The sequence below is a fragment of the Streptomyces longispororuber genome (assembly GCF_024448165.1).
Lineage (GTDB): Bacteria > Actinomycetota > Actinomycetes > Streptomycetales > Streptomycetaceae > Streptomyces > Streptomyces longispororuber_A.
Window position 1 is genome coordinate 1 of record NZ_JAMOLN010000128.1, and the last position, 22,750, is coordinate 22,750.

General features: G+C 72.3%; 22 protein-coding genes and 1 pseudogene. 9 read left to right on the top strand and 14 right to left on the bottom strand.

The window, feature by feature from the left end:
* Window positions 1–31 precede the first annotated feature (31 nt).
* The 5 genes from M4J07_RS30280 to M4J07_RS30300 are packed head-to-tail and all read right to left on the bottom strand — an operon-like array spanning window position 32 to window position 4,066.
* Window positions 32–1,420, bottom strand: a complete 1,389-nt coding sequence (locus tag M4J07_RS30280; RefSeq protein ID WP_255976872.1) for a sensor histidine kinase — start codon at window positions 1,418–1,420, stop codon at window positions 32–34.
* Entirely contained in the window at window positions 1,417–2,079 is a 663-nt protein-coding gene (locus tag M4J07_RS30285) for a response regulator transcription factor (protein WP_255976874.1), read from the bottom strand. The genes M4J07_RS30280 and M4J07_RS30285 overlap by 4 nt, the downstream gene beginning before the upstream one ends.
* The gene (locus tag M4J07_RS30290) at window positions 2,033–2,779 is read right to left on the bottom strand and encodes a phosphatase PAP2 family protein (RefSeq protein ID WP_255976876.1); all 747 of its coding nucleotides are present in this window, start codon (window positions 2,777–2,779) and stop codon (window positions 2,033–2,035) included. Before M4J07_RS30290 ends, M4J07_RS30285 begins: the two co-directional genes overlap by 47 nt.
* A 1-nt stretch (window position 2,780) precedes the next feature.
* On the bottom strand, window positions 2,781–3,395 hold the full coding sequence (locus M4J07_RS30295) for a phosphatase PAP2 family protein (protein ID WP_255976878.1): 615 nt from the start codon (window positions 3,393–3,395) through the stop codon (window positions 2,781–2,783).
* On the bottom strand, window positions 3,392–4,066 hold the full coding sequence (locus M4J07_RS30300; protein ID WP_255976880.1) for a DedA family protein: 675 nt from the start codon (window positions 4,064–4,066) through the stop codon (window positions 3,392–3,394). The genes M4J07_RS30295 and M4J07_RS30300 overlap by 4 nt, the downstream gene beginning before the upstream one ends.
* 93 nt (window positions 4,067–4,159) lie before the next feature.
* On the opposite strand from M4J07_RS30300, the gene M4J07_RS30305 reads away from it, so the two are divergent.
* Together M4J07_RS30305 and M4J07_RS30310 are read left to right on the top strand one after the other, a co-directional pair.
* The gene (locus tag M4J07_RS30305; protein WP_255976882.1) at window positions 4,160–4,531 is read left to right on the top strand and encodes a BlaI/MecI/CopY family transcriptional regulator; all 372 of its coding nucleotides are present in this window, start codon (window positions 4,160–4,162) and stop codon (window positions 4,529–4,531) included.
* A gap of 8 nt (window positions 4,532–4,539) precedes the next feature.
* Window positions 4,540–5,463, top strand: a complete 924-nt coding sequence (locus tag M4J07_RS30310) for a M48 family metalloprotease (RefSeq protein ID WP_255976921.1) — start codon at window positions 4,540–4,542, stop codon at window positions 5,461–5,463.
* A gap of 77 nt (window positions 5,464–5,540) precedes the next feature.
* Here M4J07_RS30310 and M4J07_RS30315 read toward each other — a convergent pair whose 3' ends face one another.
* Together M4J07_RS30315 and M4J07_RS30320 are read right to left on the bottom strand one after the other, a co-directional pair.
* Window positions 5,541–6,629 (bottom strand): ADP-ribosylglycohydrolase family protein, encoded by a 1,089-nt coding sequence (locus M4J07_RS30315; RefSeq protein WP_255976884.1) that lies wholly within the window; start codon window positions 6,627–6,629, stop codon window positions 5,541–5,543.
* A 26-nt stretch (window positions 6,630–6,655) separates the two neighbouring features.
* Window positions 6,656–8,344 carry a BCCT family transporter gene (locus M4J07_RS30320; protein ID WP_255976886.1) on the bottom strand — a complete coding sequence of 563 codons (1,689 nt, stop codon included), beginning with the start codon at window positions 8,342–8,344 and terminating at the stop codon, window positions 6,656–6,658.
* Window positions 8,345–8,499: 155 nt separating this feature from the next.
* Between M4J07_RS30320 and M4J07_RS30325 the strand changes: the two genes are divergently transcribed.
* Window positions 8,500–9,651, top strand: a complete 1,152-nt coding sequence (locus tag M4J07_RS30325; RefSeq protein ID WP_255976888.1) for a glycerate kinase — start codon at window positions 8,500–8,502, stop codon at window positions 9,649–9,651.
* A 262-nt stretch (window positions 9,652–9,913) separates the two neighbouring features.
* Here M4J07_RS30325 and M4J07_RS30330 read toward each other — a convergent pair whose 3' ends face one another.
* Window positions 9,914–11,110, bottom strand: a complete 1,197-nt coding sequence (locus tag M4J07_RS30330; RefSeq protein ID WP_255976890.1) for a PucR family transcriptional regulator — start codon at window positions 11,108–11,110, stop codon at window positions 9,914–9,916.
* Between the two features lie 228 nt (window positions 11,111–11,338).
* Between M4J07_RS30330 and M4J07_RS30335 the strand changes: the two genes are divergently transcribed.
* The 6 genes and pseudogenes from M4J07_RS30335 to M4J07_RS30355 all read left to right on the top strand — a co-directional run bounded on the left by M4J07_RS30335 (window position 11,339) and on the right by M4J07_RS30355 (window position 16,250).
* Window positions 11,339–12,169 (top strand): ABC transporter ATP-binding protein, encoded by an 831-nt coding sequence (locus M4J07_RS30335; protein ID WP_255976892.1) that lies wholly within the window; start codon window positions 11,339–11,341, stop codon window positions 12,167–12,169.
* A gap of 20 nt (window positions 12,170–12,189) precedes the next feature.
* Window positions 12,190–12,654 (top strand): annotated as a pseudogene (locus M4J07_RS48700) (ATP-binding cassette domain-containing protein); the annotation flags it as partial.
* Window positions 12,655–12,819: 165 nt separating this feature from the next.
* Entirely contained in the window at window positions 12,820–12,957 is a 138-nt protein-coding gene (locus M4J07_RS48705; protein WP_445276306.1) for a hypothetical protein, read from the top strand.
* The gene (locus M4J07_RS30345; RefSeq protein ID WP_255976896.1) at window positions 12,954–13,853 is read left to right on the top strand and encodes a branched-chain amino acid ABC transporter permease; all 900 of its coding nucleotides are present in this window, start codon (window positions 12,954–12,956) and stop codon (window positions 13,851–13,853) included. Before M4J07_RS48705 ends, M4J07_RS30345 begins: the two co-directional genes overlap by 4 nt.
* On the top strand, window positions 13,846–14,970 hold the full coding sequence (locus M4J07_RS30350) for a branched-chain amino acid ABC transporter permease (RefSeq protein WP_374215113.1): 1,125 nt from the start codon (window positions 13,846–13,848) through the stop codon (window positions 14,968–14,970). Before M4J07_RS30345 ends, M4J07_RS30350 begins: the two co-directional genes overlap by 8 nt.
* Complete coding sequence (locus M4J07_RS30355; protein WP_255976898.1) at window positions 14,967–16,250, top strand: ABC transporter substrate-binding protein; 1,284 nt, start codon at window positions 14,967–14,969, stop codon at window positions 16,248–16,250. Before M4J07_RS30350 ends, M4J07_RS30355 begins: the two co-directional genes overlap by 4 nt.
* 63 nt (window positions 16,251–16,313) lie before the next feature.
* Here the strand turns inward: M4J07_RS30355 and pssA are convergent, their stop codons facing one another.
* The 6 genes from pssA to M4J07_RS30385 form a co-directional block, all read right to left on the bottom strand.
* Window positions 16,314–17,132 carry a CDP-diacylglycerol--serine O-phosphatidyltransferase gene (pssA, locus tag M4J07_RS30360; protein ID WP_255976924.1) on the bottom strand — a complete coding sequence of 273 codons (819 nt, stop codon included), beginning with the start codon at window positions 17,130–17,132 and terminating at the stop codon, window positions 16,314–16,316.
* A gap of 22 nt (window positions 17,133–17,154) precedes the next feature.
* A complete protein-coding gene (locus tag M4J07_RS30365; RefSeq protein WP_255976899.1) occupies window positions 17,155–17,811 on the bottom strand; it encodes a phosphatidylserine decarboxylase in 657 nt (218 codons plus the stop codon).
* A gap of 184 nt (window positions 17,812–17,995) precedes the next feature.
* Complete coding sequence (locus M4J07_RS30370; RefSeq protein ID WP_255976901.1) at window positions 17,996–19,201, bottom strand: acyl-CoA dehydrogenase family protein; 1,206 nt, start codon at window positions 19,199–19,201, stop codon at window positions 17,996–17,998.
* A 2-nt stretch (window positions 19,202–19,203) separates the two neighbouring features.
* Complete coding sequence (locus tag M4J07_RS30375; RefSeq protein ID WP_255976902.1) at window positions 19,204–19,713, bottom strand: MaoC family dehydratase; 510 nt, start codon at window positions 19,711–19,713, stop codon at window positions 19,204–19,206.
* 5 nt (window positions 19,714–19,718) lie between these two features.
* Entirely contained in the window at window positions 19,719–20,684 is a 966-nt protein-coding gene (locus tag M4J07_RS30380) for an HpcH/HpaI aldolase/citrate lyase family protein (RefSeq protein ID WP_255976904.1), read from the bottom strand.
* Entirely contained in the window at window positions 20,681–22,729 is a 2,049-nt protein-coding gene (locus M4J07_RS30385; RefSeq protein ID WP_255976906.1) for a protein meaA, read from the bottom strand. Before M4J07_RS30385 ends, M4J07_RS30380 begins: the two co-directional genes overlap by 4 nt.
* Between the last annotated feature and the right edge of the window lie 21 nt (window positions 22,730–22,750).

The following is a 22,750-nucleotide window of genomic DNA, read 5'->3' on the forward strand; positions in this document are numbered from 1 at the left end:
GACGGCGAAGTGCCTGCCGGGGCATCCGTGGTCAGCCGGGCGGCAGCGTGACCGTGAAGCGTGCGCCGGGAGTGTGGCCGGGGTCGTGGGTGACGTCGCCTCCGGCGGAGCGTGCCAGGCGGCGGGCGAGGGGGAGGCCGAGTCCCGCGCCGTGGTGACCGTCGTGCGGGTCGGCGCGCTGTCCCGGCCGGAACAACTGCCCGGTGAACGCGGCGGGCACGCCGGGGCCGTCGTCGGTGACGTCGATGCGGACCCGGCCCGGCTCGCCGCCGACGCGGACGACGACGTGGGTGCGGGCGTGGCGCAGGGCGTTGGTGAGCAGGGGGCTGACGACGCGTTCGAGGAGGGCGGGGGAGATCCCGGCCCGCGGTGGGCGTTCCGCCGCAGCCTCGACCGAGAGCCTCAAGTGGCCGGGAGTGTAAGTGAGTTGGGTGATGGTGCGCAGGGTCTCCAGGGTGTCGGACGTGCCGGTGGTCGTGCCGCCGCCGGAACCGGTGGCGCGGGCCTCGTCCAGGAGGGTGTCGCAGATGGTGCGCATGGACTGCGCGGCGGCGTCGATCGCCGCGTGTCCGGTGCGGAGCTCGGCGGCGGACCGCGGGCGGGAGCGCAGCCAGTCCACCTCCGCGACGATCCGGCTCAGCGGGGTGCGCAGTTCGTGCGAGAGCTCCCCGGTCAGCTGCCGCTCATGGCGCAGCAGCGCGCGGATCCGGTCCAGGAGCGCGTCCAACGAGCCGCCGAGACGGCCGAGTTCGGCCGGATGACCGGCGTCCGAGAAACGGGCGTCGGAGGTCACCGCGCTCCACTGCGCGGCCTGCTCGGTCATGGCGTGGACCGGGCGCAGGGCGCGCCCGACGGCCAGGCGCGTCACGGCGTAGGTGCAGCCGAGCATGACCGCGTCGAGGGCGAGCGAGCCGAGCAGCAGGGTGTCGGCCGAGCTCCGGTAGGGCGCCAGGTCGAGGGCGGTGACGACGGTGACCGCCCCACCGGTGTGGGCCACGGCCCTGGCGCACAGCCGGACCCCGGCCGGCTCGTCGGCGGTGACGCAGCGCCGCCCGCCGGGCCCGGCGAGGTGCGCGGCGATCCGGGTCAACCGCGGTGCGGGGGAAGGAGGTTGTTCGAGCAGCCGGGCCCCGTCGTAGATCCATACGTTCGCGTCGAGGAGCTGGTCGTCGGCGGTCTCCAGGACGCGTACGGGGACGTGGCCGGTGTCGACGGTGGTGGCGGCCGCCGCGGCGCGCGTGCGCAGGGTGTCGTCGGCCTGGTGGTGCAGGTGCTCGCGCGCCACGGCGTTGAACACGAGAGTGAGCAGCACCATCACGAGCGTGGCGGCGGTGAGCGCCACCAGGGAGAGCCGGCCGCGCAGCGTGCGCGGCGAGCGGCCTTTCCTGATGAGGCGGTTGGCGGAGGCGCGGCGGTTCATGACAGGCGGTGGCCGATCCCGCGGGCCGTGCCGATCGTCAGGGCGCTGTCCGCCGCGCGCAGCTTGCGGCGCAGCCGGGTCAGGTACTGGTCGAGCGTGTTGTCGCTGACCCGCGCGCCCTCGGGCCAGCCCGCCCGGACCAGCTCGCGACGCCGCACCAGGTCGCCGGACGCCGCGAGCAGCGTGGCCAGCAGCCGGAACTCGGTGGGCGTGAGGTCGACCGGGCGGCCGTGCACGGTGCAGCGGTGCGCGACCGGGTCCAGGGCCAGGTCCCCTGCGACGGCCGCGGGGCCGGTCCCGGCCCGGCGCAGCGCGGCGCGCAGCCGGGCCGCGAGCTCGGCGAGGTGGAACGGCTTGGGCAGGTAGTCGTCGCCGCCCGCCGCGAACCCGGCGAGCCGGTCCGCGATCCCATGACGGGCCGTCAGGAAGACGACGGGGGACCGGAACCCGTTCGCCCGCATCGCCTGGCACACGTCCCGCCCGTCCGCGTCGGGCAGCCCGACGTCGAGCACGGCGGCCGCCACCCCGTCGGTCGACAGCCGCAGCGCGGTCGCGCCGTCGGGCGCGCACACCGTGTCGAAGCCCTCGTCGCGCAGCCCACGCACCAGTACGTCACGCAGGGCGTGATCGTCCTCCACCAGCAGAATCCTGTGGCGCACGGTCCTCCAGCGGCAAGGGGGCGCGACCGGTCGCGCCCGCGACGAGACGGTCCGGCAGCCACCAGGCCGCCGCACACAGACACAGCCCCAGCCAGCCGACGCCGAGCAGCCAGCCGCCGAGCACGTCGGAGAGCCAGTGCACGCCCAGGTAGACCCGGGTCAGGCCGACCAGCAGACCCCAGCAGGCCACCACCGCGACCAGCGGCGCCCGGCCGCGCGGGGCGCGCAGCAGCAGGGCGACGACGAGCAGCCCGGCGGTCAGGGCGGCCGTCGTGGTGTGCCCGGAGGGGAAGGACCAGCCCGACGCGGCCGTCCGCCAGTCCGCCTGTGCAGGCCGCTGCCGGTGCACCAGCGTCATCAGGCCGAACCGTACGGCCTGCCCCGCGGCGAGGCAGCCCACGGCGAGCGCGGCCCAGGCCAGCCGGTGCCGGGCGGTGCGGCCCAGCAGGATCCCGGCCAGGATCACCAGCCCGTACGCGACGACGCCCGTCCCCGTCGCGGTGAGCCCGCGGGCCAACGCCACCGCGACGGCGGTCCGGTGGCCGACGGACCACGACAGTGCCGCGGCGTCCCAGGTCATCGGAGTGCCGTCGCCGCCGACCACGATCATGGTCAGCACCCCGAACCCGGCCCACGCGCCGAGTCCCACGCTCCCCGCCAGGTCCGCGACGTCGCCGCGGCGCGTCCGTCCCCCGGCCACGTCACGCCACCAGCAGCAGGCGCAGCCGTGTCACGGTGAGCCGGTCCGCGAGCCGCCGTGGCCACCGGCGCACCACCGCCATCAGCAGCGCGCCGACGACGGCGCCCGTCAGCAGCCCCGCCACCACGTCGTGCGGGTAGTGGGCGCCGACCCAGACCCGGGACGCCCCCATCGCACACGCCGCCACCACGGCGACGGCCCCGAGCCGCCGGGACACGCACAGCAGCGCCACCGCCGCCGCGGCGGCGATCGCCGCGTGGTTGCTGGGGAAGGACCAGTCGCCGGGCGCCGGGCACGCCTCCAGCGTGGCGACGTGCAGGCTCCGGCACGGCCGGTCCTCGCGCACCAGCAGCTTCAGTACGTCGTTCAGCGCGTACGCCACCACGACCACCACCGGCACCGCCAGCGCCGCGAGCGCGGCCGTGGGCCCGGACCGCCGCGCCCGCCACCAGGCCACGACCATCAGCGCGGCGAACACCGCGAGCCCGTACGCCGACCAGGCGGACACCGCGTCGTCGAGCCAGCCGGGCGCGTGCGCGGCCAGGCGCGTCACGTCCCGGTAGGCGCCCCCGTCGACCGACGAACCGTCGAGGGCGAGCGTCGTGAGGGATGTCATCCGTGGGCCTCCTCGGTCTTGGCGCTGCGGCGCGAGCGCAGCAGTTCGGCGGCGAGCGGGAGCAGCGACAGGACCACGATCACCGCGACCAGGGGCAGCAGATAGCGGTCCACGTCCGGGATCGAGGAGCCCAGCGCGTACCCGGCCAGGGTCAGTCCGATGCTCCACACCAGACCGCCCGCGACCTGCCAGAGCGTGAAGGTCCTGGCGGGCACCCCCAGCGCCCCGGCCAGCGGGTTCAGCACCGTGCGCACCACCGGCACGAACCGTGCCAGGACGATCGCCTTCGCGTGCCCGTACCGCCCGAGCAGCTCCTCGGCGCGCCGCGCCCCCGCCGCCAGCCGCCGCGACCGGCTGCGGGCCAGCAGCGCGCCGCCCGCCCTGCGCCCCAGTACGAAGCCGCACTGCGCGCCCGCGAGCGCGCCGACGGCGGCGGCGAGGAGGAGCGGGCCGAGCGACAGGTGCACACCGCGCCCCGCCCCGCCGGTGCACAGCAGCCCCGCCGTGAACAGCAGCGAGTCGCCGGGCAGGAAGAACCCGATCAGCAGCCCCGTCTCGGCGAACAGCACCACACCGACGCCCAGCACCCCGAACGCGGTCAGGAGGGACTGGGCGTCGAGCACGTTCACGGCGAGCTGCGACGATAGGGGGAGGGCAAGGGGTGCGGTCATCGGCGGGATCCTTCGCCTCGACAGAAGCTGGTGACTACAATCCTGTAGACGGTCTACTGCACTGTAGACGATAGTGGGGTGAGGATCGTTCCCATGACCGACGCGATGGACGAACGCCGGCCGGCCGGCGAGCTGGAGGCCGCCGTGCTGGCCGCCCTGTGGGCCGCGGGCGCGCCGCTCACGCCCGGGCAGGTCCAGGGCGAGCTCGCCTCCGGCCTGGCCCGCACGACCGTGACGACGATCCTGACCCGGCTCTACGAGAAGGGGATCGTCGACCGGGCGCGGCAGGGCCGCGGCTACGCCTACTTCCCCGTGCAGGACGCCGCCGGCCTGACAGCCCGCCGGATGCACACCGAACTGGACCGCGACACCGACCGCGAGACCGTACTGGCCCGCTTCGTCGCGCAGCTCGACCCCGGCGACGAAGAGGTGCTGCGCCGCCTCCTGGAGGCCGACGAACGGTGACCGTCCTGCTGCTCGCCCTGCTCCTGGTGCCGCTGGCGCTGCCGTTCGCGGCGCCGCCGCTCGCCCGGCGCGCCCTGGACCGGCTCGCGCCCGCCCGCGCGCTGTGGATCCTCACCGGGTGCGCGCTCGCGCTCGCCGGATCGTGCGCCGCGGCCCTGGGCGCCCTCGTCCTCACCGGGCTCCTCAAGCTGCCGCTGTTCGCCGCGCTCGGCGAACTGATCCACCCGCTGCGCACCCCCTCCGACCTCCTCGTGCTGCCCGCCGCCGCGCTGGCGACCGGGGCGCTCGCGCTCAGCGCCGGCACGCTCGGGCGCTCCGCGCTGCGGCAGTTCGGCGCGTTCCGCACCGCCCGCACCCAGGCGGGCCGGCGCCCCGCCGCGGGCGACCTGTGCGTCGTCGAGTCGCCGCACCCCGACGCGTACGCGCTGCCCGGCCGGCCGCACCGCATCGTCGTCACGACCGCGATGCTGCGCAGCCTCGGCGCCGCCGAGCGCGAGGCCCTCTTCGCCCACGAGCGCGCCCACAACCGGGCGGGCCACCACTACTTCCTGGGCGTCGCCGAACTCGCCGCGCACTGCCATCCCGCGCTGCGCGCCGTGCGGGCCGACATCCGGTTCGCCGCCGAGCGCGCCGCCGACGAGGACGCCGCCCGCGCCGTCGGTGACCGCGGTCTCACGGCACGGGCCATCGCGCGGGCCGCCCTCGCCGGCAGCGCGACCCCGTCCGTCCGCCCCGACTTCGCGCCCGCGGCCACGACCGGGCCCGTGCCGCGCCGGGTCACCGCCCTCCTCGCCCCCGGCCGCCCCCGCGCGTCCCGCGGCATCGCCGTCGCCCTCGCCGTCGGCGCCCTCCTCTCGACGGGCGCCGCGACCACCGCACTCGTCGGCGTCCACCACCAGGTGGAAGTGGCCCAGGGCGAGGAGCACGGCTAGGGCCTGTCGTCACACTCCCGTCTGCCCCGCGGCGCCTGGCACGCACGCTCGCGGCGTTGCCGAAAAGCCGGGGAGGGTCAGGTCGCGTCCGGGCGGCCGGCCAACTCCACGGTGCGCGCCGCCAGTTCGCTGATGCGTACGCCGTCGAAGCCGAACACCGCGCTGCGCACCCGGTCCTCCAGCGGCTCCTTCCACTGCGCCGGGACCGCCTCCGCCCCGCACAGCACCCCGGCCACCGAACCGGCCGTCGCCCCGTTGGAGTCCGTGTCGAGGCCGCCGCGCACCGTCAGTGTCACGGTGCGGGTGAAGTCCCCGTCGCCGTACAGGAGTCCGGCCGTGATCACCGCGGCGTTCGGGACGGTGTGGATCCAGCCCAGGCCGCCCGTCTCCTCCTCCACCGTGGCGAGGGTCTCCTCCCAGGTGAGGCGGGAGTCGTGGAGCGAGATCGCGCGGCGCACGACGCGGGCCAGCCGGCTGCTCGCGGGGATCACCGCGAGCGCCGCGTCGAGGGCGGCGCGCGGCGTCGGGGCCGTGAACGCGGCGGAGATCAGGGCCGCCGCCCACATCGCGCCGTACACGCCGTTGCCCGTGTGCGACAGGACCGCGTCCCGGCGGGCCAGGGAGGCGGCCCGGCGCGGCGCCCCCGGGCACGTCCAGCCGAAGACGTCCGCCCGGATCAGCGCGCCGATCCACTCCTGGTAGGGGTTGTCGTACGTCGCCGTGAGCGGCGGTTTCAGGCCGTTCGCCAGGTTCCGGTACGTCGCGCGCTCCGCCGTGAACGTCTGCAGGTACGGCAGCCGCAGCAGCCACACCTCCCCGACCTGCTCCGTCGTGAAGGCGAAGCCGTGGGTCTCCAGGAGGTGCAGACCGAGCACCGCGTAGTCCACGTCGTCGTCCCGGCAACTGCCGTGGATCCGGCCGCGGACACACTGGCGCCACTCCGGACGCAGCGCCGACTCCACGTCGTCCGACGGGGGCTCGGGCAGATAGTCGGTGAGCGGCAGGGCCTCGGCCTGGCGCAGGTAGCGGTCGATGCGCTCACGCGTCCACACCTCGCCCTGCTCGACCGGCTTGCCGAGCATGTTGCCCGCGATCCGGCCGAGCCAGCCGCCGAGCACCCGGTCGGCGAGGTCGTGTTCGGTGAGCTGGGGGCGTGTCGCTGTCATGTGTCCGGTCTACCCGCTTCCCTACATCAACTGTCGTCCTGGCCACGGGACTCGGCCGCCCCCGGGGAGTGCGGGGCGCGCTCGGTGATCGCGTCACCGACCATCGCCCGCACCGCGTCCCGCAGCCCGTGCAGCGCGTGGCCGCGCGCCGGGCCCGCGCCCGGGTCCTCGCGCAGTTCCTTGAGCAGCGCCCAGCACAGCGCCAGCATCACCACGACGAACGGCAGCGCCACGAGGATGGTCGCGCTCTGCAGCGATTCGAGGCCGCCCGCCACCAGCAGCACCGCCGCGACCGCCGCCATCAGCACGCCCCACGTCACCACCAGCCAGGTCCGCGGGTGCAGCGCGCCCCGGCTGGTCAGCGAACCCATCACCAGGGACGCCGAGTCCGCGCTCGTGACGAAGTACGTCATGATCAGGAGAACCGCGACCCACGAGGTGATCGTGCCCAGCGGCAGCGCGTCCAGCATCGCGAACAGCGACGCCTCCGTGCCCTGCGACGCCTTCGCCGCCATGTCGACGCGGCCGGTCGCGTCCAGCCGGATGCCGGTGCCGCCCATCACGCAGAACCACACGACAGTCGCCCCGCTCGGCACCAGGAGCACCCCGACCAGGAACTCGCGGATGCGCCGCCCCCGGGAGATCCGGGCGATGAACGTCCCCACGAACGGCGCCCACGACAGCCACCACGCCCAGTAGAAGATCGTCCACGCGCCGAGCCACGCCGGATCCGTGAACGCGCCCGTGCGCGACGCCATCGGCACGAGCTCGTGCAGATAGCCGCCGACGCTCGCCGGGATCGCGTCGAGGATGTACACGGTCGGGCCCAGCACGAACACGAACACCATCAGACAGGCCGCCAGCACGATGTTCATCGTGCTCAGCCACTTCACGCCCCGGTGCAGCCCGGAGAACGCGGACCCGACGAAGGCGGCGCCCAGCGCGACGATGATCACCAGCTGGACCGTCGTCGAACTGGTCAGGCCGGTGGTGAGGTGGAGGCCCGTCGCCACCTGGAGCGCGCCCACCCCGAGGCTGGTCGCGGTGCCGAAGACCGTCGCGAAGACGGCCAGCAGATCGATGATCCGGCCGGGCCAGCCGGCCGCCCTGGCCTCGCCGATGAGCGGTACGAACACCGAACTCAACCGGTTCCCGCGGCCCTTGCGGAAACCCGCGTACGCCAGCGCGAGGCCCGCGATGCCGTAGATCGCCCACGGCGTCAGCGTCCAGTGGAAGAACGAGTACTCCATCGCCACGAGCGCGGCGCCACCCGTGCGCGGCTGGGCTCCGCTCGCCGGCGGCGGGTTGAGGTAGTGCGTGAGCGGCTCCCCGACCCCGTAGAACATCAAGCCGATGCCCATGCCCGCGCTGAACATCATCGCGATCCAGGCGAGGGTGGTGAACTCCGGCTCCGCGTCGTCGCGGCCCAGCCGGATCCGGCCGAACCGGCTGAGCGCGAGGACCACGCACAGCACCAGGAACACATCGGCGGCGATCACGAACAGCCAGGCGAAGTTGTCCAGGACCCAGGACAGCGCCGTGTCCGTCGCGCTCTCGAAGGACGACGTCCCCAGCGCCGCCCACGCCACGACCGCGAGCACCGTGACCAGACCGATCGCGACGACGGTGAGGTCGGGGGAGTCGTCGCGGGACGCGGCGGGGGTGCCGGGTGCGGGCCCGTCGGGACCCGGCTGATCGATCATTTCCGTACTCATGGCGACCCACTATGGCCGGTAATAGAGGCATTTTCGGGCTGGGCGCGCCGTTTCGCGGGACGGACGGCCATGGGCAGCGGACCCCTCCTGCGGTTAAGGTCGCAGCGGCGCGACTGCCTTGACGCGAGCAAGGCCCGAACAGCAAGGGGAGCAAGGTGGCGGACGCTGCACAGGCCGCGCGGCACGTGTTGATCGCGGCGGACAAGTTCAAGGGCTCGCTCACCGCGGTGCAGGTCGCACAGCGTGTGACGGCGGGGCTGCACCGGATCGCGCCCGGAGTCACGGTCGAGTCCGTGCCGGTCGCGGACGGCGGCGACGGGACCGTCGCGGCGGCGGTCGCCGCCGGGTTCGAGCGCCATGAGGTCCGGGTCACCGGGCCGCTGGGCGAGCCGGTCACCGCCGCGTACGCGCTGCGCGAGGGCACGGCCGTCGTGGAGATGGCGGAGGCGTCCGGGCTGCAGCTGCTGCCCGACGGGGTCTTCGCCCCGCTGACGTCGACCACGTACGGGTCCGGCGAGGTCATCGCCGCGGCGCTCGACGCGGGCGCCCGCTCGATCGTCTTCGGGGTCGGCGGCAGCGCCACCACCGACGGCGGCGCGGGCATGCTCGCCGCGCTCGGCGCACGGTTCCTGGACGCCGCGGGCGAGCCGGTCGGACCCGGCGGCGGCGCCCTGGCCGCGCTCGCCTCGGCCGACCTGTCCAGCCTCGACCCGCGCCTCGCCGACGTCGAGATCGTGCTGGCCAGCGACGTCGACAACCCGCTCACCGGGCCCAAGGGCGCGCCCGCGGTCTACGGTCCGCAGAAGGGTGCGAGCCCCGACGACGTCGCCGAGCTGGACGCGGCGCTCGGCCACTTCGCGAAGGTGCTGGCCGAGTCGGCCGGGCCGCAGGCCCTGGAGTACGCGGAGTCGCCCGGGGCGGGTGCCGCCGGCGGTATCGGGTACGGGGCGCTGGTCGGCCTCGGCGCGAGCTTCCGGCCCGGGATCGAGGTGATGCTCGACGTCCTCGGCTTCGCGCCGGCGCTGGCGCGGGCCACGCTCGTCATCACGGGTGAGGGGTCGCTGGACGAGCAGACGCTGCACGGCAAGGCGCCGGCCGGAGTCGCTGCGGCGGCCCGGGCGGCCGGGGTCGAGGTCGTCGCCGTCTGCGGCCGGCTCGCCCTCGATCCCGCGGCGCTCGGTCGGGCCGGGATCCGCCGTGCGTACCCGCTGACCGAGGTGGAGCCGGATGTGGCGCGCTGCATCGCGGAGGCGGGCCCGATCCTGGAGGACGTCGCTGCGCGGATCGCCACGGACTACTTGCCCTGAACCGGGGCGGGCCACCTTCCCCTGCGGGCCGGTGGGGGCTTCTCGCGCAGTTCCCCGCGCCCCTGAAGGCCTGCGGCCCTCTCCCCTGGAGGTCGCGCACGAAGTGCGCACCTCCAGGGGCGCGGGGAACTGCGCGAGAAGCCCCACCAACCCGCGCTCCGCGACGCATCGCATGGGGCAGACGCAGTCGGTCTTTCAGGGGCGCGGGGAACTGCGCGACCAGCCCCCACCGGCCCGCACACGAAGAACGACCCGGGACCCGCTAACCCGGCGACAGCCGGTACGCGTCCAGGGCCAGTGTCATCTCCATCAGGTCCCGGGGGCGTGACAGCGACCGGGACGTGAGTTGTTCTAGGCGTCGCAGGCGGTTGAAGACCGTGTTGCGGTGGCAGTACAGACGCCCGGCCGCCCGCCCCGCGGAACCTTCGCAGGAGAGCCACGCGTCGAGCGTCTCCAGGAGCACGGCCCGGTCGGCCGGCTCCAGGGAGAGGAGCTCGCCGAAGACGCCGGAGACCAGGCGCTGCGCCAGATCCGGCTGGCTCACCACGAGGGCCGTCGGCATCCGCCGGTCGAGCCGGACCACACCGGTCGTGTCCGGAGGGCAGGTGCGCAGGGCGAGTTCGGCGAGCCGACGGGCATGGCCGAGTTCGGCGAGTCCCGTGACGACCGGACTGAGCCCGCCGGGGCCGGGGCAGCGCCCGTCGAGCAGCGCCGACACGTCGTCGAGGGTGCGGTCCGCGCCGAGCCCCACCACCCCGACCTCGCAGTCCGCCCGCATCCGCCAGACGAACCGGAACCCCGGATCCTGGATCCGCCGGTGGAACGCCTCGCGGGCGTCCCGGCGCTCCACCCGCAGCACGACCACCGCGTAAGGACCGTGCTCGGGAAGGTCGAGTCCGGCCGCGGCGCGCGCGGCGAGCCCCGGCGTCGGACGGCCCTCCAGCAGCGCGTCGAGCAGCGCCTGCATCTGCTCGTCGGTGCGCCGCCGCAACTCCAGCTCCGTCGCCCGGTACGCCTCCGAGGCCGCCTCGGCCTGCGCGTCGACCGCCGCCCACACCATCGTCGCCGACCGCATGAGGGCGGACAGCCGGGCCGGTTCGCCGCCCGCGCTCTCCATCAGGGCGTCCCAGACCAGATAGCCCGCGTTGCGGTACGCGTGGACCAGGAGATCGAGGGGGAGGCCCTGACCGGCGCGGCGCCGGCCCGCGTCCTCCGCGTACGCCAGGTCCCTGCGCGGCGAGTCGCGGGGCGCCGAGATCGTCTCGATGCCGATCCGCATCGCCTCCTCGGCCTCCCGCCACTGCGCGTCGTACGACAGCACCCGCGCGTACACGTCCGAGTACGCGAACAGCTGCCGCAGATGCTCGTCGACCAGCTCGGGCACCCGGTCGAGCAGGCTGGTGCACGCCTCCTTGAGGAGCTTCCAGTCCTGCCCCGTGCGATGCCTGCGTGCGCCCATCGCCCCTCCCCAACAACCCGTAAAGCGACGGCAAAGGACTCGCCCGCCTCTGCGGAGGATGCCACCCCGCACCGCTCCCCGGCAGGCCCCTGACACGGGGTCTTGTGCGCGCGCACAACGGGGGCGGGCGGGCGCTGGGCCCGCGCAGCGATTCGCGGGCCGCCCGTGGACGGGCCGCCCGCGCGGTGCTGTCGTGAGCGCCATCGACCCAGGGAAGGGACGCTGGCTGTGGCCGATGCACAAGGAGAAGGGCTCGCCGTCGACGACGTGTCGGTCGGCTACGGGCCCGTACGGGCGCTGCGCTCGGTGACGCTGGAGGTCCCGCCGGGCGCCGTCGTCGCCGTGCTCGGCGGCAACGGCGCGGGCAAGTCCACGCTGCTGCGGGCCATTTCGCGCACGCTGGGGTTCCACGGCGGGGCCGTGACATCCGGCGAGGTGCGGTTCGGCGGGCGCCGGATCAGCGGCCTGGCCGCCGACCGCGTGGTGGCCACCGGGATCTGCCAGGTCCCGGAAGGGCGGCGGGTGTTCGCGCGGATGACCGTCGCCGACAACCTGCGCGCCGGGGCGCTCGGCGCGACCGGTTCGCGGGCCGACAAGGCCGCCGCGCTGCGCCGCGTGCACGAACTGTTCCCGGTCCTCGCCGACCGGGCGCACCAGCGGGCCGGGCTGCTGTCCGGCGGTGAGCAGCAGATGCTGGCGGTCGGCCGGGCCCTGATGGCCGCTCCCCGGCTGCTCCTGCTCGACGAACCCTCCCTGGGACTCGCCCCGTTGATGGCCGCGCGGATCGCCGACACCGTCCGCGAGATCAACGCCAGGGGCGACCGCCAGGTCTCCGTGCTCCTCGTCGAACAGAACGCGGCCCTCGCCCTGCGGCTCGCCTCGCACGCCTACGTCCTGGAGGTCGGCGAGATCACCCTGCACGGCCCGGCCGACGAACTCGCCGGATCCGACGAGGTGCGCCGCCGCTACCTGGGCGTGGTCGACGAGACCGCCGCCGCGGACGCGACGGCCGTCGCCGCCCACGCCCCGGTGCTGCGCAAGTGGGGAGGCGACGCATGAGCGACGTACCGGCGCTGCGCGTCGAGGAGCTGACCGTGCGGTTCGCCGGCCTCACCGCCCTCGACGCGATCAGCCTCACCGTCGGACCCGGCACCGTGCACGCCGTCATCGGACCCAACGGCGCGGGCAAGTCCACCTGCTTCAACGTCCTGTCCGGGGTGTACCGGGCCACCTCCGGCAGCGTCCGGCTCGGCGACACGGAGCTCACCGGGCTGCCCCCGCACCGCATCGCCGGGCTCGGCGTGGCCCGCATCTTCCAGAACCTCGCCCTGCCGCCGCGCACCACGGTCGCCGACAGCCTGCTCCTCGGCCGGCACCGGCTGACCCGGGCCGGGTTCGTCGCCGCCGGGCTCCGGCTGCCGTCGGCAGCGCGCGAGGAGCGCCGGCACCGCGAACGGGTCACGGAGATCGCCGAGTTCGTCGGCATCGCCGACCAACTGGCCACGCCCACCGGGGCGTTGCCCTACGGGCAGCAGAAGCTCGCCGAGCTGGCCCGCGCCCTGTGCATGGAGCCGCGGGTCCTGCTCCTCGACGAACCCGTCGCCGGGATGACCGCCGACGAACGCCGCCGCACCGCCGCCGTCATCGCGGGCGTCCGCGACAGCCTCGGCATCTCCATCGTCCTGGTGGAACACGACATGGGAGTCGTCATGCGCCTCGCCGACGAGGTCACCGTCCTCGACTTCGGCCGCAGGATCGCCGGGGGAGCCCCGGAGCAGGTCCAGAACGATCCGGCGGTGATCCAGGCCTACCTGGGCGCCCCCGACGAGCCGGAGGCCACCGCATGAGCGACGTCTCGACCTTCCTCGAACTCCTCCTCAACGGCGTCTCGATGGGCTCCGTCTACGCCCTCATCGCCCTCGGGTTCGTGGTCATCTTCCGGGCGACCGAGGTCGTCAACTTCGCCCACGCCTCCCTGCTGCTGGCCGGCGGCTACGTCACCGCGTCGCTCCACGACGACATCGGGTTCTGGCCGGCGCTCGGCGTCGGCATCGCCGCCGCCGCGGTCGTCGGCGCCGCCGTCGAGTTCCTCGTCATGCGGCGCTACCGGGGACACGACCACAGCGTCCTCGCCATCGTCACCATCGGCGTCGACATCCTGCTCACCACCGAACTCACCCGCCGCCTCGGCACCGACGTCCTCACCCTCGGCGACCCCTGGGGCGACGCCGTGCTCACCGTCGGCGGGGTGTCGATCGCGCACACCAGGATCGCCGCGTTCGTGGCCGCCGCCCTGCTGATCACGGCCTTCCTCCTCACCTTCCGGTACACGTCGTGGGGCGTCGCCATGCGCGCCGCCGCCGAGAGCAGCGAGACCGCCGCGCTGATGGGCGTACGCCTCGGCCGGGTGTCGCTCGGCGCCTGGGCCGTGGCGGGCGGGCTCGCCGCCGTCGCCGCGCTGTTCCTCACCGTGTTCCCGACGCCCGGACTGGAACGGGCCACCTCGCTGGCCGCGCTGAAGGCCTTCCCCGCCGCCATCCTCGGCGGCCTCGACTCCACCACCGGCGCCCTCGTCGGCGGCCTGATCGTCGGCGTCACCGAGTCCCTCGCCACCGGCTACCAGAGCGAACTGGCCTTCATGGGCCGCGGGCTCGGCGACCTCGCCCCCTACCTCGTGATGACCCTGATCCTGCTGCTCAGGCCCTCCGGGCTCTTCGGCACGAAGGAGCTCGCCCGTGTCTGACGCCGTGGCCACCCAGGCCGAACCGGCCGAGTCCCGTACCGCGCCCGCCGGTTCGGCGAAGACCCTCCTCACCCGCCGGCGCACGTACGTCATCACGGCCTGCGCCCTGCTGCTGCTCGCCCTGCCCTTCTACCTGGACCGCTTCTGGCTGCAGGCCGGACTGTTCGCCATGGCCGCCGCCATCGGCGCCATCGGCCTCAACCTGCTCACCGGCGCCACCGGCCAGCTCTCCATGGGCCACGCCTTCTTCCTCGCCGTCGGCGCGTACGGATACTGCGTGTTCGCGGGGGAGCGGGGGCAGGAGATCAACGGGCTCGGGCTGCCGCCCTGGCTCGCCGCCGTCCTCGCCGTGCTCGTCGCCGGGGTCGCGGGCGGCCTGTTCAGCCCCATCGCCGGCCGCCTCAAGGGCGCCTACCTCGGCATCGCCACCCTCGCGCTGATCTTCATCGGGCAGCACGTCCTGTTCAACGCGGAGAACCTGACCGGCGGCGCCAACGGCCGCGACGTCCCCGCCATGAGCCTGTTCGGCCTCACCTTCGACGAGAGCGAAATCACCGTCGCGAACGTGCCGTTCGGCTCCGCGGAGAAGCTCTGGTACCTGGGGCTCGTCCTCACCCTCGGCTGCGGACTCTTCGCCCGGGGCGTGCTGCGGGGCCGCCCGGGCCGTGCCATGAACGCCATCCGGGACCACCGGATCGCGGCCGGCGTCCTCGGCGTCCCGGTCGCCCGCTACCGCGGCGCCGTCTTCGTCCTCTCCTCGATGTACGCGGGCCTCGCCGGCGTGCTGCTCGCCCTGGTCTTCCAGCGGACGGTGCCCGACTACTTCGGCATCACGCTCTCCCTGGAGTACCTCGCCATGATCGTCATCGGCGGGCTCGGCTCCGTGGCGGGCGCCGTCGTCGGCGCCGCCTTCGTCTCGCTGCTGCCCCAGCTGCTGACCCGCTACAGCGACGCCCTGCCCCTCGTCTCGGCCCCCGGCACCGGCGGCGTCGCGCCGGGCGAGGCATCCCGCTACCTCTACGGCGCCGCCGTCGTCGCAGTGGTCCTGTTCCTACCCGGCGGACTCGTACAGCTCGCCGCCCGCCGTGCCCGGAAACACCCTCAGGAGGACGCATGACCGCCCGGAACCCCCGTAACCGCACCCGTACGCTCACGGCGACCGCCGTGGCCGCACTGCTCGCGCTGACCGCCGCGTGCAGCTCCAAGGCCAAGGACGGGGGAGACGACGACAAGCAGAGCGCGGGCGGCGTCAAGACCGGCCAGGGCATCTCCGGCAAGACGATCGACCTCGGCGTCCTCACCGACATGACCGGCGTGTACGCGACCCTCGGCAAGTCCGTCACCCAGGCCCAGCAGCTGTACGTGAAGCAGGTCAACGCCGACGGCGGCATCTGCGGCTACCAGCTGAAGCTCACCGTCCGCGACCACGGCTACGACCCGCAGAAGGCCGTCGCCGGCTACACGGAGCTGGCCCCGAAGGTGCTCGGCTTCACCCAGTTCATCGGCTCGCCGTTCGTCGCCGCCGTCAAGCAGCGCATCGACGGCCAGGACAAGGGCCTGGTGCTGCCGCAGGCCTGGTCGGCGCATCTCCTCGGGAGCCCGTACGTGCGCGTCATCGGATCGACGTACGACATCGAGACGATCAACGCGATCGACTTCCTGATGAAGGAGAAGGGCCTGCAGAAGGGCGACAAGCTCGGTCACGTCTACTTCGAGGGCGACTACGGCGAGAACGCGCTGCAGGGCTCGAAGTACATGGCCGACAAGGCCGGGCTGACCGTCGTCGAGCAGAAGATCAAGCCGACCGACAACGACATGACCGCCCAGGTCGCCGCGTTGAAGAAGGCCGGCGTCAAGGGCATCGTGATCAGCGCGGGCCCGCGCCAGGCCGCGTCCCTCGTCGGCGTCGCGGCGGCGGCGAAGCTGAACGTGCCCGTCATCGGCAACAACTCGGCCTTCGCGCCCCAGCTCCTCGCCACCCAGGCAGGCCCCGCGCTGGAGAAGAACTACTGGGTCGCCTCCCCGTCGCTGCCGATCGGCGCCGACACCGCCGAGGCGAAGAAGCTCGTCGCCGACTACCGCAAGGCCTACCCGAAGGACTCCCTCGACAACGGCGTCGTCGCGGGCTGGACCGCCGCGTCGGTCTTCGGCGAGGCCCTGAAGAAGGCGTGCGAGAGCAAGGACCTGACCCGTGAGGGCGTCGACAAGGCGCTGCTCACCCTCAGCTCCTTCGACAACGGCTTCGGCGTCGACCAGGACTTCAGCGACCCCAAGGCCCCGTCCTCCCACCAGTCGGTGATCCTGCAGCCCGACAAGTCCGCCGTCGGCGGCATGAAGGTCGTCCGGCAGCCGGGCGAGGCCGAGCAGGCCGCGTCCTACACCCCGTCGGCGAGCTGAGCCACGGCGAAGGGCCCCGAACCGGATGGTTCGGGGCCCTTCGTCATGCTGGGTGCCGGAGCGCTACGGGAGCTGGGCCGCCCGCGCCTCGCGCCGGTTGTCCCGGAAGTTGTTCACCCGGCGGGCCGTGGCGAACAGCGGGATCACGGCGCCGAGCACCAGCTGCAGCGCACAGCCGGTCTGGAGCAGCAGCTGGCCACCGGGGGCGTCGAACGCCCACGCGGCCAGCAGACCCATGCTCAGCACGATCCACGACAGCATCGCGACGGCGAGGCGACCGCGCGGCTTCGGGTACTCGACGCGGCTCACCATCAGCCACGCGGTGCCGATGATCGCGAGGAGCGTCGCCACGAAGGGCAGCTCCAGGAGCACGATCGAGACCACGGTCAGCGCGCCGAACGGCGACGGCATGCCCTGGAAGGTGCCGTCCTTCACCGTGACGCACGAGAACCGCGCAAGCCGCAGCACCACCGCCAGCAGCACCACGATGGCCCCGACCGCCGCGACCCTCTGGTGCGCGTCGTCGGCGACCATGCCGTAGACGAGGACGAAGTACGCGGGCGCGAGGCCGAAGCTGATGAGGTCGGAGAGGTTGTCCAGCTCCGCGCCCATCGGCGACGACCGCAGCTTGCGGGCCACCAGACCGTCGAACAGGTCGAAGATCGCGGCGGCCAGCATCAGGATCACGGCGGTCGCGGCGGAGTGCCGCGCCATGCCCGAGTCGTTGCTGCCCTGGATGTGCGGGATCAGGATGCCGGTCGTCGTGAAGTAGACGGCCATGAAGCCGCACGTCGCGTTACCGAGCGTGAGGGTGTCCGCTATCGACAGGCGCAGTGAGAGCGGCATCTCCTCCGCGTCGTCCGCCTCGTCCGTCTCGGGCACCCAGCCCGCTTGCGTCTCTGGATCAGTCACGGTCAATGCGAGTCACCCCAGCCACCGTCTTCTGGCCCACCTCGACGTCGACCTCGACTCCCTCGGGGAGGTAGATGTCGACGCGCGAGCCGAACCGGATCAGACCGATGCGCTCGCCCTGCTCCACCTTCGTGCCCTGGGGGATGTACGGCACGATGCGGCGGGCGACGGCTCCGGCGATCTGGATCATCTCGATGTCACCGAGCTCGGTCTCGAAGTGCCAGACCACGCGCTCGTTGTTCTCGCTCTCCTTGTTGAACGCCGGAACGAAGCCGCCCGGGATGTGCTCGACGGACGTCACGGTGCCCGCGAGGGGGGCGCGGTTCACGTGGACGTTCAGCGGGCTCATGAAGATCGCGACGCGGGTGCGTCCGTCCTTCCACGGCATGATGCTCTGCACCACGCCGTCGGCCGGGGAGATGACCCGGCCCGGAGCGATCTCGCGCTCGGGGTCGCGGAAGAACCACAGCATGCCGGCCGCCAGAGCGGTGGTCGGGACGGCGAGTGCTGCTGCCTTCTTGGAACGGCGCGAGCGCGCCAGGCTGAGGGCAGCCGTGGCGACGGTCGGAAGAAGCCACGGCGATGCTCCGCGCGCAAGGCGACCACCGAGGAAGCCGTCGCGTGGTGCAGAGGTTTGGCTGTGGGGCATGGATGACCTTCGTAGCGGATGAGGCCGCGCTGGATACGGGGGGACGGCGGCTTTTCCGGGGATGCTATCGGTTGCGAGCCACAACTGGGCAAGCCAGGAAGCCGAGTCGACGGCCGAAGAGTGTTGACGGGGTGTGATCTTCTTCGCGAAGAAAACACCCCGTAACCGGACATCTCGCCCAGGCTCAGCCCTGGAGGCGATACTCCTCGAGGAGTCGACGACCAATGATCATTTTCTGGATTTCGGCGGTACCTTCACCGATCAGCAGCATCGGCGCCTCACGGTACAGGCGCTCGATCTCGTACTCCTTCGAGAACCCGTAACCACCGTGAATCCGGAACGCGTCCTCCACGACTTCTTTGCAGTATTCGGAGGCCAGGTACTTGGCCATTCCCGCTTCGAGGTCGTTTCGTTCCCCGGAGTCCTTTTTGCGTGCTGCATTCACCATCATCGCATGGGCGGCCTCGACCTTGGTAGCCATCTCGGCCAGCTTGAACTGGATCGCCTGGTGCTGGGCGATCGGCTTGCCGAAAGTGTGACGTTGCTGGGCGTACGAGACACCCAGCTCAAATGCACGCTGTGCGACGCCACAGCCACGCGCGGCCACATTCACGCGCCCGACTTCGACGCCGTCCATCATTTGGTAAAACCCTCGGCCGGTCTCGCCGCCGAGTACACGATTGGCCGGAATGCGCAGGTCGTCCATCACCAGTTCCGTGGTGTCGACGCCCTTGTATCCCATCTTGTCGATCTTCCCGGGGATGGTGAGGCCGGGACGGACCTCGCCGAAGCCGGGCTCCTTCTCCACGAGGAAGGTCGTCATCGACTTGTGCGGGGCGGTGCCCTCGGGGTGGCCTTCGTCACTTCGCGTGAGAACCGCCACAAGTGTTGACGTGCCGCCGTTCGTCAGCCACATCTTCTGACCGTTCAGGACGTACTCGTCGCCGTCCTTGACCGCCTTCGACGTGATCGCCGACACATCGGAGCCGAGCGCCGGCTCGGACATCGAGAACGCGCCGCGCACCTCGCCGAGCGCCATCCGCGGAAGGAAGTACTCCTTCTGCTCCTGCGTCCCGTGCTGCTTCAGCATGTACGCCACGATGAAGTGGGTGTTGATGATGCCGGAGACCGACATCCAGCCACGCGCTATCTCCTCCACGCACAGCGCGTAGGTGAGCAGCGACTCGCCGAGGCCCCCGTACTCCTCGGGGATCATCAGCCCGAACAGACCCAACTCCTTGAGCCCGTCGACGATCGCTTGCGGGTACTCGTCGCGGTGCTCCAGCTCGGTGGCGACCGGGATGATCTCCTTGTCCACGAAGTCGCGGACGGTGGACAGGATTTCCTGCTGGACGTCGGTGAGGCCGGCGGTCCGGGCGAGTCGTGCCATGGCTACTTCTTCTCCTGCAGCTCGGGGCGGCCGGGCTGCTCGCCGCCGCGCTCCTTGATGTACGTCTCGGTGGGCACCATCACCTTGCGGCGGAAGACGCAGACGAGCGTGCCGTCCTGCTTGTAGCCCTTGGTCTCGACGTACACGATCCCGCGGTCGCTCTTCGACTTCGAGGGCGTCTTGTCCAGGACGGTCGTCTCGCCGTAGATCGTGTCGCCGTGGAAGGTCGGCGCGACGTGCTTGAGCGACTCGATCTCCAGGTTGGCGATGGCCTTGCCGGAGACGTCCGGCACGGACATGCCGAGGAGCAGGGAGTAGATGTAGTTCCCGACGACGACGTTCTTGCCGAAGTCCGTCGTGCTCTCCGCATAGTTGCTGTCCATGTGGAGCGGGTGGTGGTTCATCGTCAGCAGGCAGAAGAGGTGGTCGTCGTACTCCGTGACCGTCTTCCCGGGCCAGTGCTTGTAGACGTCCCCGACGGTGAACTCTTCGTAGGTGCGGCCGAATTGCATGGTGCTTACGCCTCCGGGGCCTCGAACTTGCTGGTGCGCTGCATGCCGGCGGCCCGGCCCTTGCCGGAGATGACCAGGGCCATCTTGCGGCTGGCCTCGTCGATCATCTCGTCGCCGAGCATCGCCGAGCCCTTCTTGCCGCCCGCCTCGGACGTGCAGTACTCGTACGCGTCGAGGATCAGCTCGGCGTGGTCGTAGTCCTCCTGCGAGGGCGAGAAGACCTCGTTGGCCGCCTCGACCTGGCCGGGGTGCAGCACCCACTTGCCGTCGAAGCCCAGCGCGGCGGCGCGTCCCGCGACCTCGCGGAAGCCGTCGACGTTCTTGATCTGGAGGTAGGGGCCGTCGATCGCCTGGAGGTCGTTGGCGCGGGCCGCCATGAGGATCTTCATCAGGATGTAGTGGTAGGCGTCCGCGCCGTAGCCGGGCGGCTGCTCGCCGACGACCAGGGACTTCATGTTGATGGAGGCCATGAAGTCGGCCGGGCCGAAGATGATCGTCTCGGTGCGCGGGGACGCCTCGGCGATCGCGTTCACATTGTTCAGGCCCTGCGCGTTCTCGATCTGCGCCTCGATGCCGATCTTGCCGACCTCGAAGCCCATGGTCTTCTCGATCTGCGTGAGCAGCAGGTCGAGGGCGACGACCTGGTCGGCCGTCTGGACCTTCGGCAGCATGATGCAGTCGAGGTTCTGGCCGGCGCCCTCGACGACGGTCACGACGTCGCGGTAGGTCCACTCGGTCGTCCAGTCGTTGACCCGCACGACGCGCGTCTTACCCGTCCAGTCGCCCTCGTTGAGGAACTTGACGATGGTGTGCCGGGCCTCCGGCTTGGCCAGCGGGGCGCAGGCGTCCTCCAGGTCCAGGAAGACCTGGTCGGCGGCCAGGCCCTGGGCCTTCTCCAGGAACCGCGGGTTGCTGCCCGGGACGGCGAGACAGGAACGGCGCGGCCGAAGGCGGTTGACGGGGCTGGTCATGCGGGGACCTCCAACGGGTCGAGGTTGTTCGCTTTCCGGATCTCGTCGACGATACGGCCGATGATCTCCGTGATGCCGAAGTCCTTGGGGGTGAAGACGGCGGCCACACCCGCCCGCTTCAGGTCCTCGGCGTCTGCATTCGGAATGATGCCTCCGACGATCACGGGGATGTCGGGGGCGCCCGCCACGCGCAGCCGGTCGAGGACGTCCGGCACCAGCTCGGCGTGCGACCCGGACAGGATCGACAGGCCGACGCAGTGCACGTCCTCGGCGAGCGCGGCGGACACGATCTGCTCGGGGGTGAGCCGGATGCCCTGGTAGACCACCTCGAACCCGGCGTCGCGGGCCCGCACGGCGATCTGCTCGGCGCCGTTCGAGTGGCCGTCCAGGCCCGGCTTGCCGACCAGCAGGCGCAGCCGGCCGCCGAGTTCGTCACCGGTGCGGCGGACCTTCTCGCGGACGAGGGCGAGCGGCGTGCCCTCCTCGGCGGTCACCGCGACCGGCGCCGACGAGACGCCCGTGGGCGCCCGGAACTCGCCGAACACCTCGCGCAGCGCCTCGGACCACTCGCCGGTCGTGACACCGGCGCGGGCGCACTCGAGGGTGGCCTCCATGAGGTTCTCGGTGCCCGCCGCGGCCTCCTTGAGGCGCTCCAGGGCCTGCCCGGTGGTCGGGTAGTGGAACGGGTCGCCCATGCCCTGCCGGTCGCTCGACTCCTGGCGCGTGGTGCGCCAGTCGCCGATGGCCCCGACGACCTTCGCCTCGACCTGGTGGTCCACCGTCATGATCGCGGCGTCCAGGTCGGCGGTGAGCGGGTTCGGCTCGGTCGACTCGTAGATGTTCACACCCACGATCTTCTCCTCGCCGCCCTCGATCCGCGCGCGGCGCTCGGCGTGCGAGGAGACGAGCTGGGACTTGAGGTAGCCGGACTCGACGGCGGCCATCGCGCCGCCCATCTCCTGGATCCGGTCGATCTCCGCGAGGGAGTCGGCGACGAGCTCGTCGACCTTCTTCTCGATGACGTGCGAGCCCGCGAAGATGTCCTCGTACTCCAGCAGGTCGCTCTCGTGCGCCAGGACCTGCTGGATGCGCAGCGACCACTGCTGGTCCCAGGGGCGGGGCAGGCCCAGCGCCTCGTTCCAGGCGGGCAGTTGGACGGCGCGGGCGCGCGCGTCCTTCGACAGCGTCACGGCCAGCATCTCCAGCACGATCCGCTGGACGTTGTTCTCCGGCTGCGCCTCGGTGAGGCCCAGCGAGTTCACCTGCACGCCGTACCGGAAGCGGCGCTGCTTCGGGTTCTCGATGCCGTACCGCTCGCGCGTGATCTGATCCCAGATCCGCCCGAACGCCCGCATCTTGCACATCTCCTCGATGAAGCGGACTCCCGCGTTCACGAAGAAGGAGATGCGGGCCACGACGTCCCCGAACTTCTCGGCGGGGACCTGCCCTGAGTCGCGTACGGCATCGAGAACCGCGATGGCGGTGGACATCGCGTACGCGATCTCCTGGACCGGAGTGGCCCCCGCCTCCTGAAGGTGGTACGAGCAGATGTTGATCGGGTTCCACTTGGGGATGTGGGACACCGTGTAGGCGATCATGTCGGTCGTCAGGCGCAGCGAGGGGCCCGGCGGGAAGACGTGCGTCCCCCGCGACAGGTACTCCTTCACGATGTCGTTCTGCGTCGTGCCCTGGAGCGTCGCGATGTCCGCGCCCTGCTCCTCCGCGACGACCTGGTAGAGCGCCAGAAGCCACATGGCGGTGGCGTTGATGGTCATCGAGGTGTTCATCTGCTCCAGGGGGATGTCCTGGAACAGGCGCCGCATGTCACCGAGATGGGAGACGGGGACGCCGACCCGGCCGACCTCGCCGCGGGCGAGGACGTGGTCGGGGTCGTACCCGGTCTGGGTCGGCAGGTCGAAGGCGACCGACAGGCCCGTCTGCCCCTTGGCGAGGTTGCGCCGGTACAGCTCGTTGGACGCCTCCGCCGTGGAGTGACCGGCGTAGGTCCGCATCAGCCACGGCCGGTCCTTCTGACGCTCAGTCATGAGCCGCTGCTCCTCTGGGTG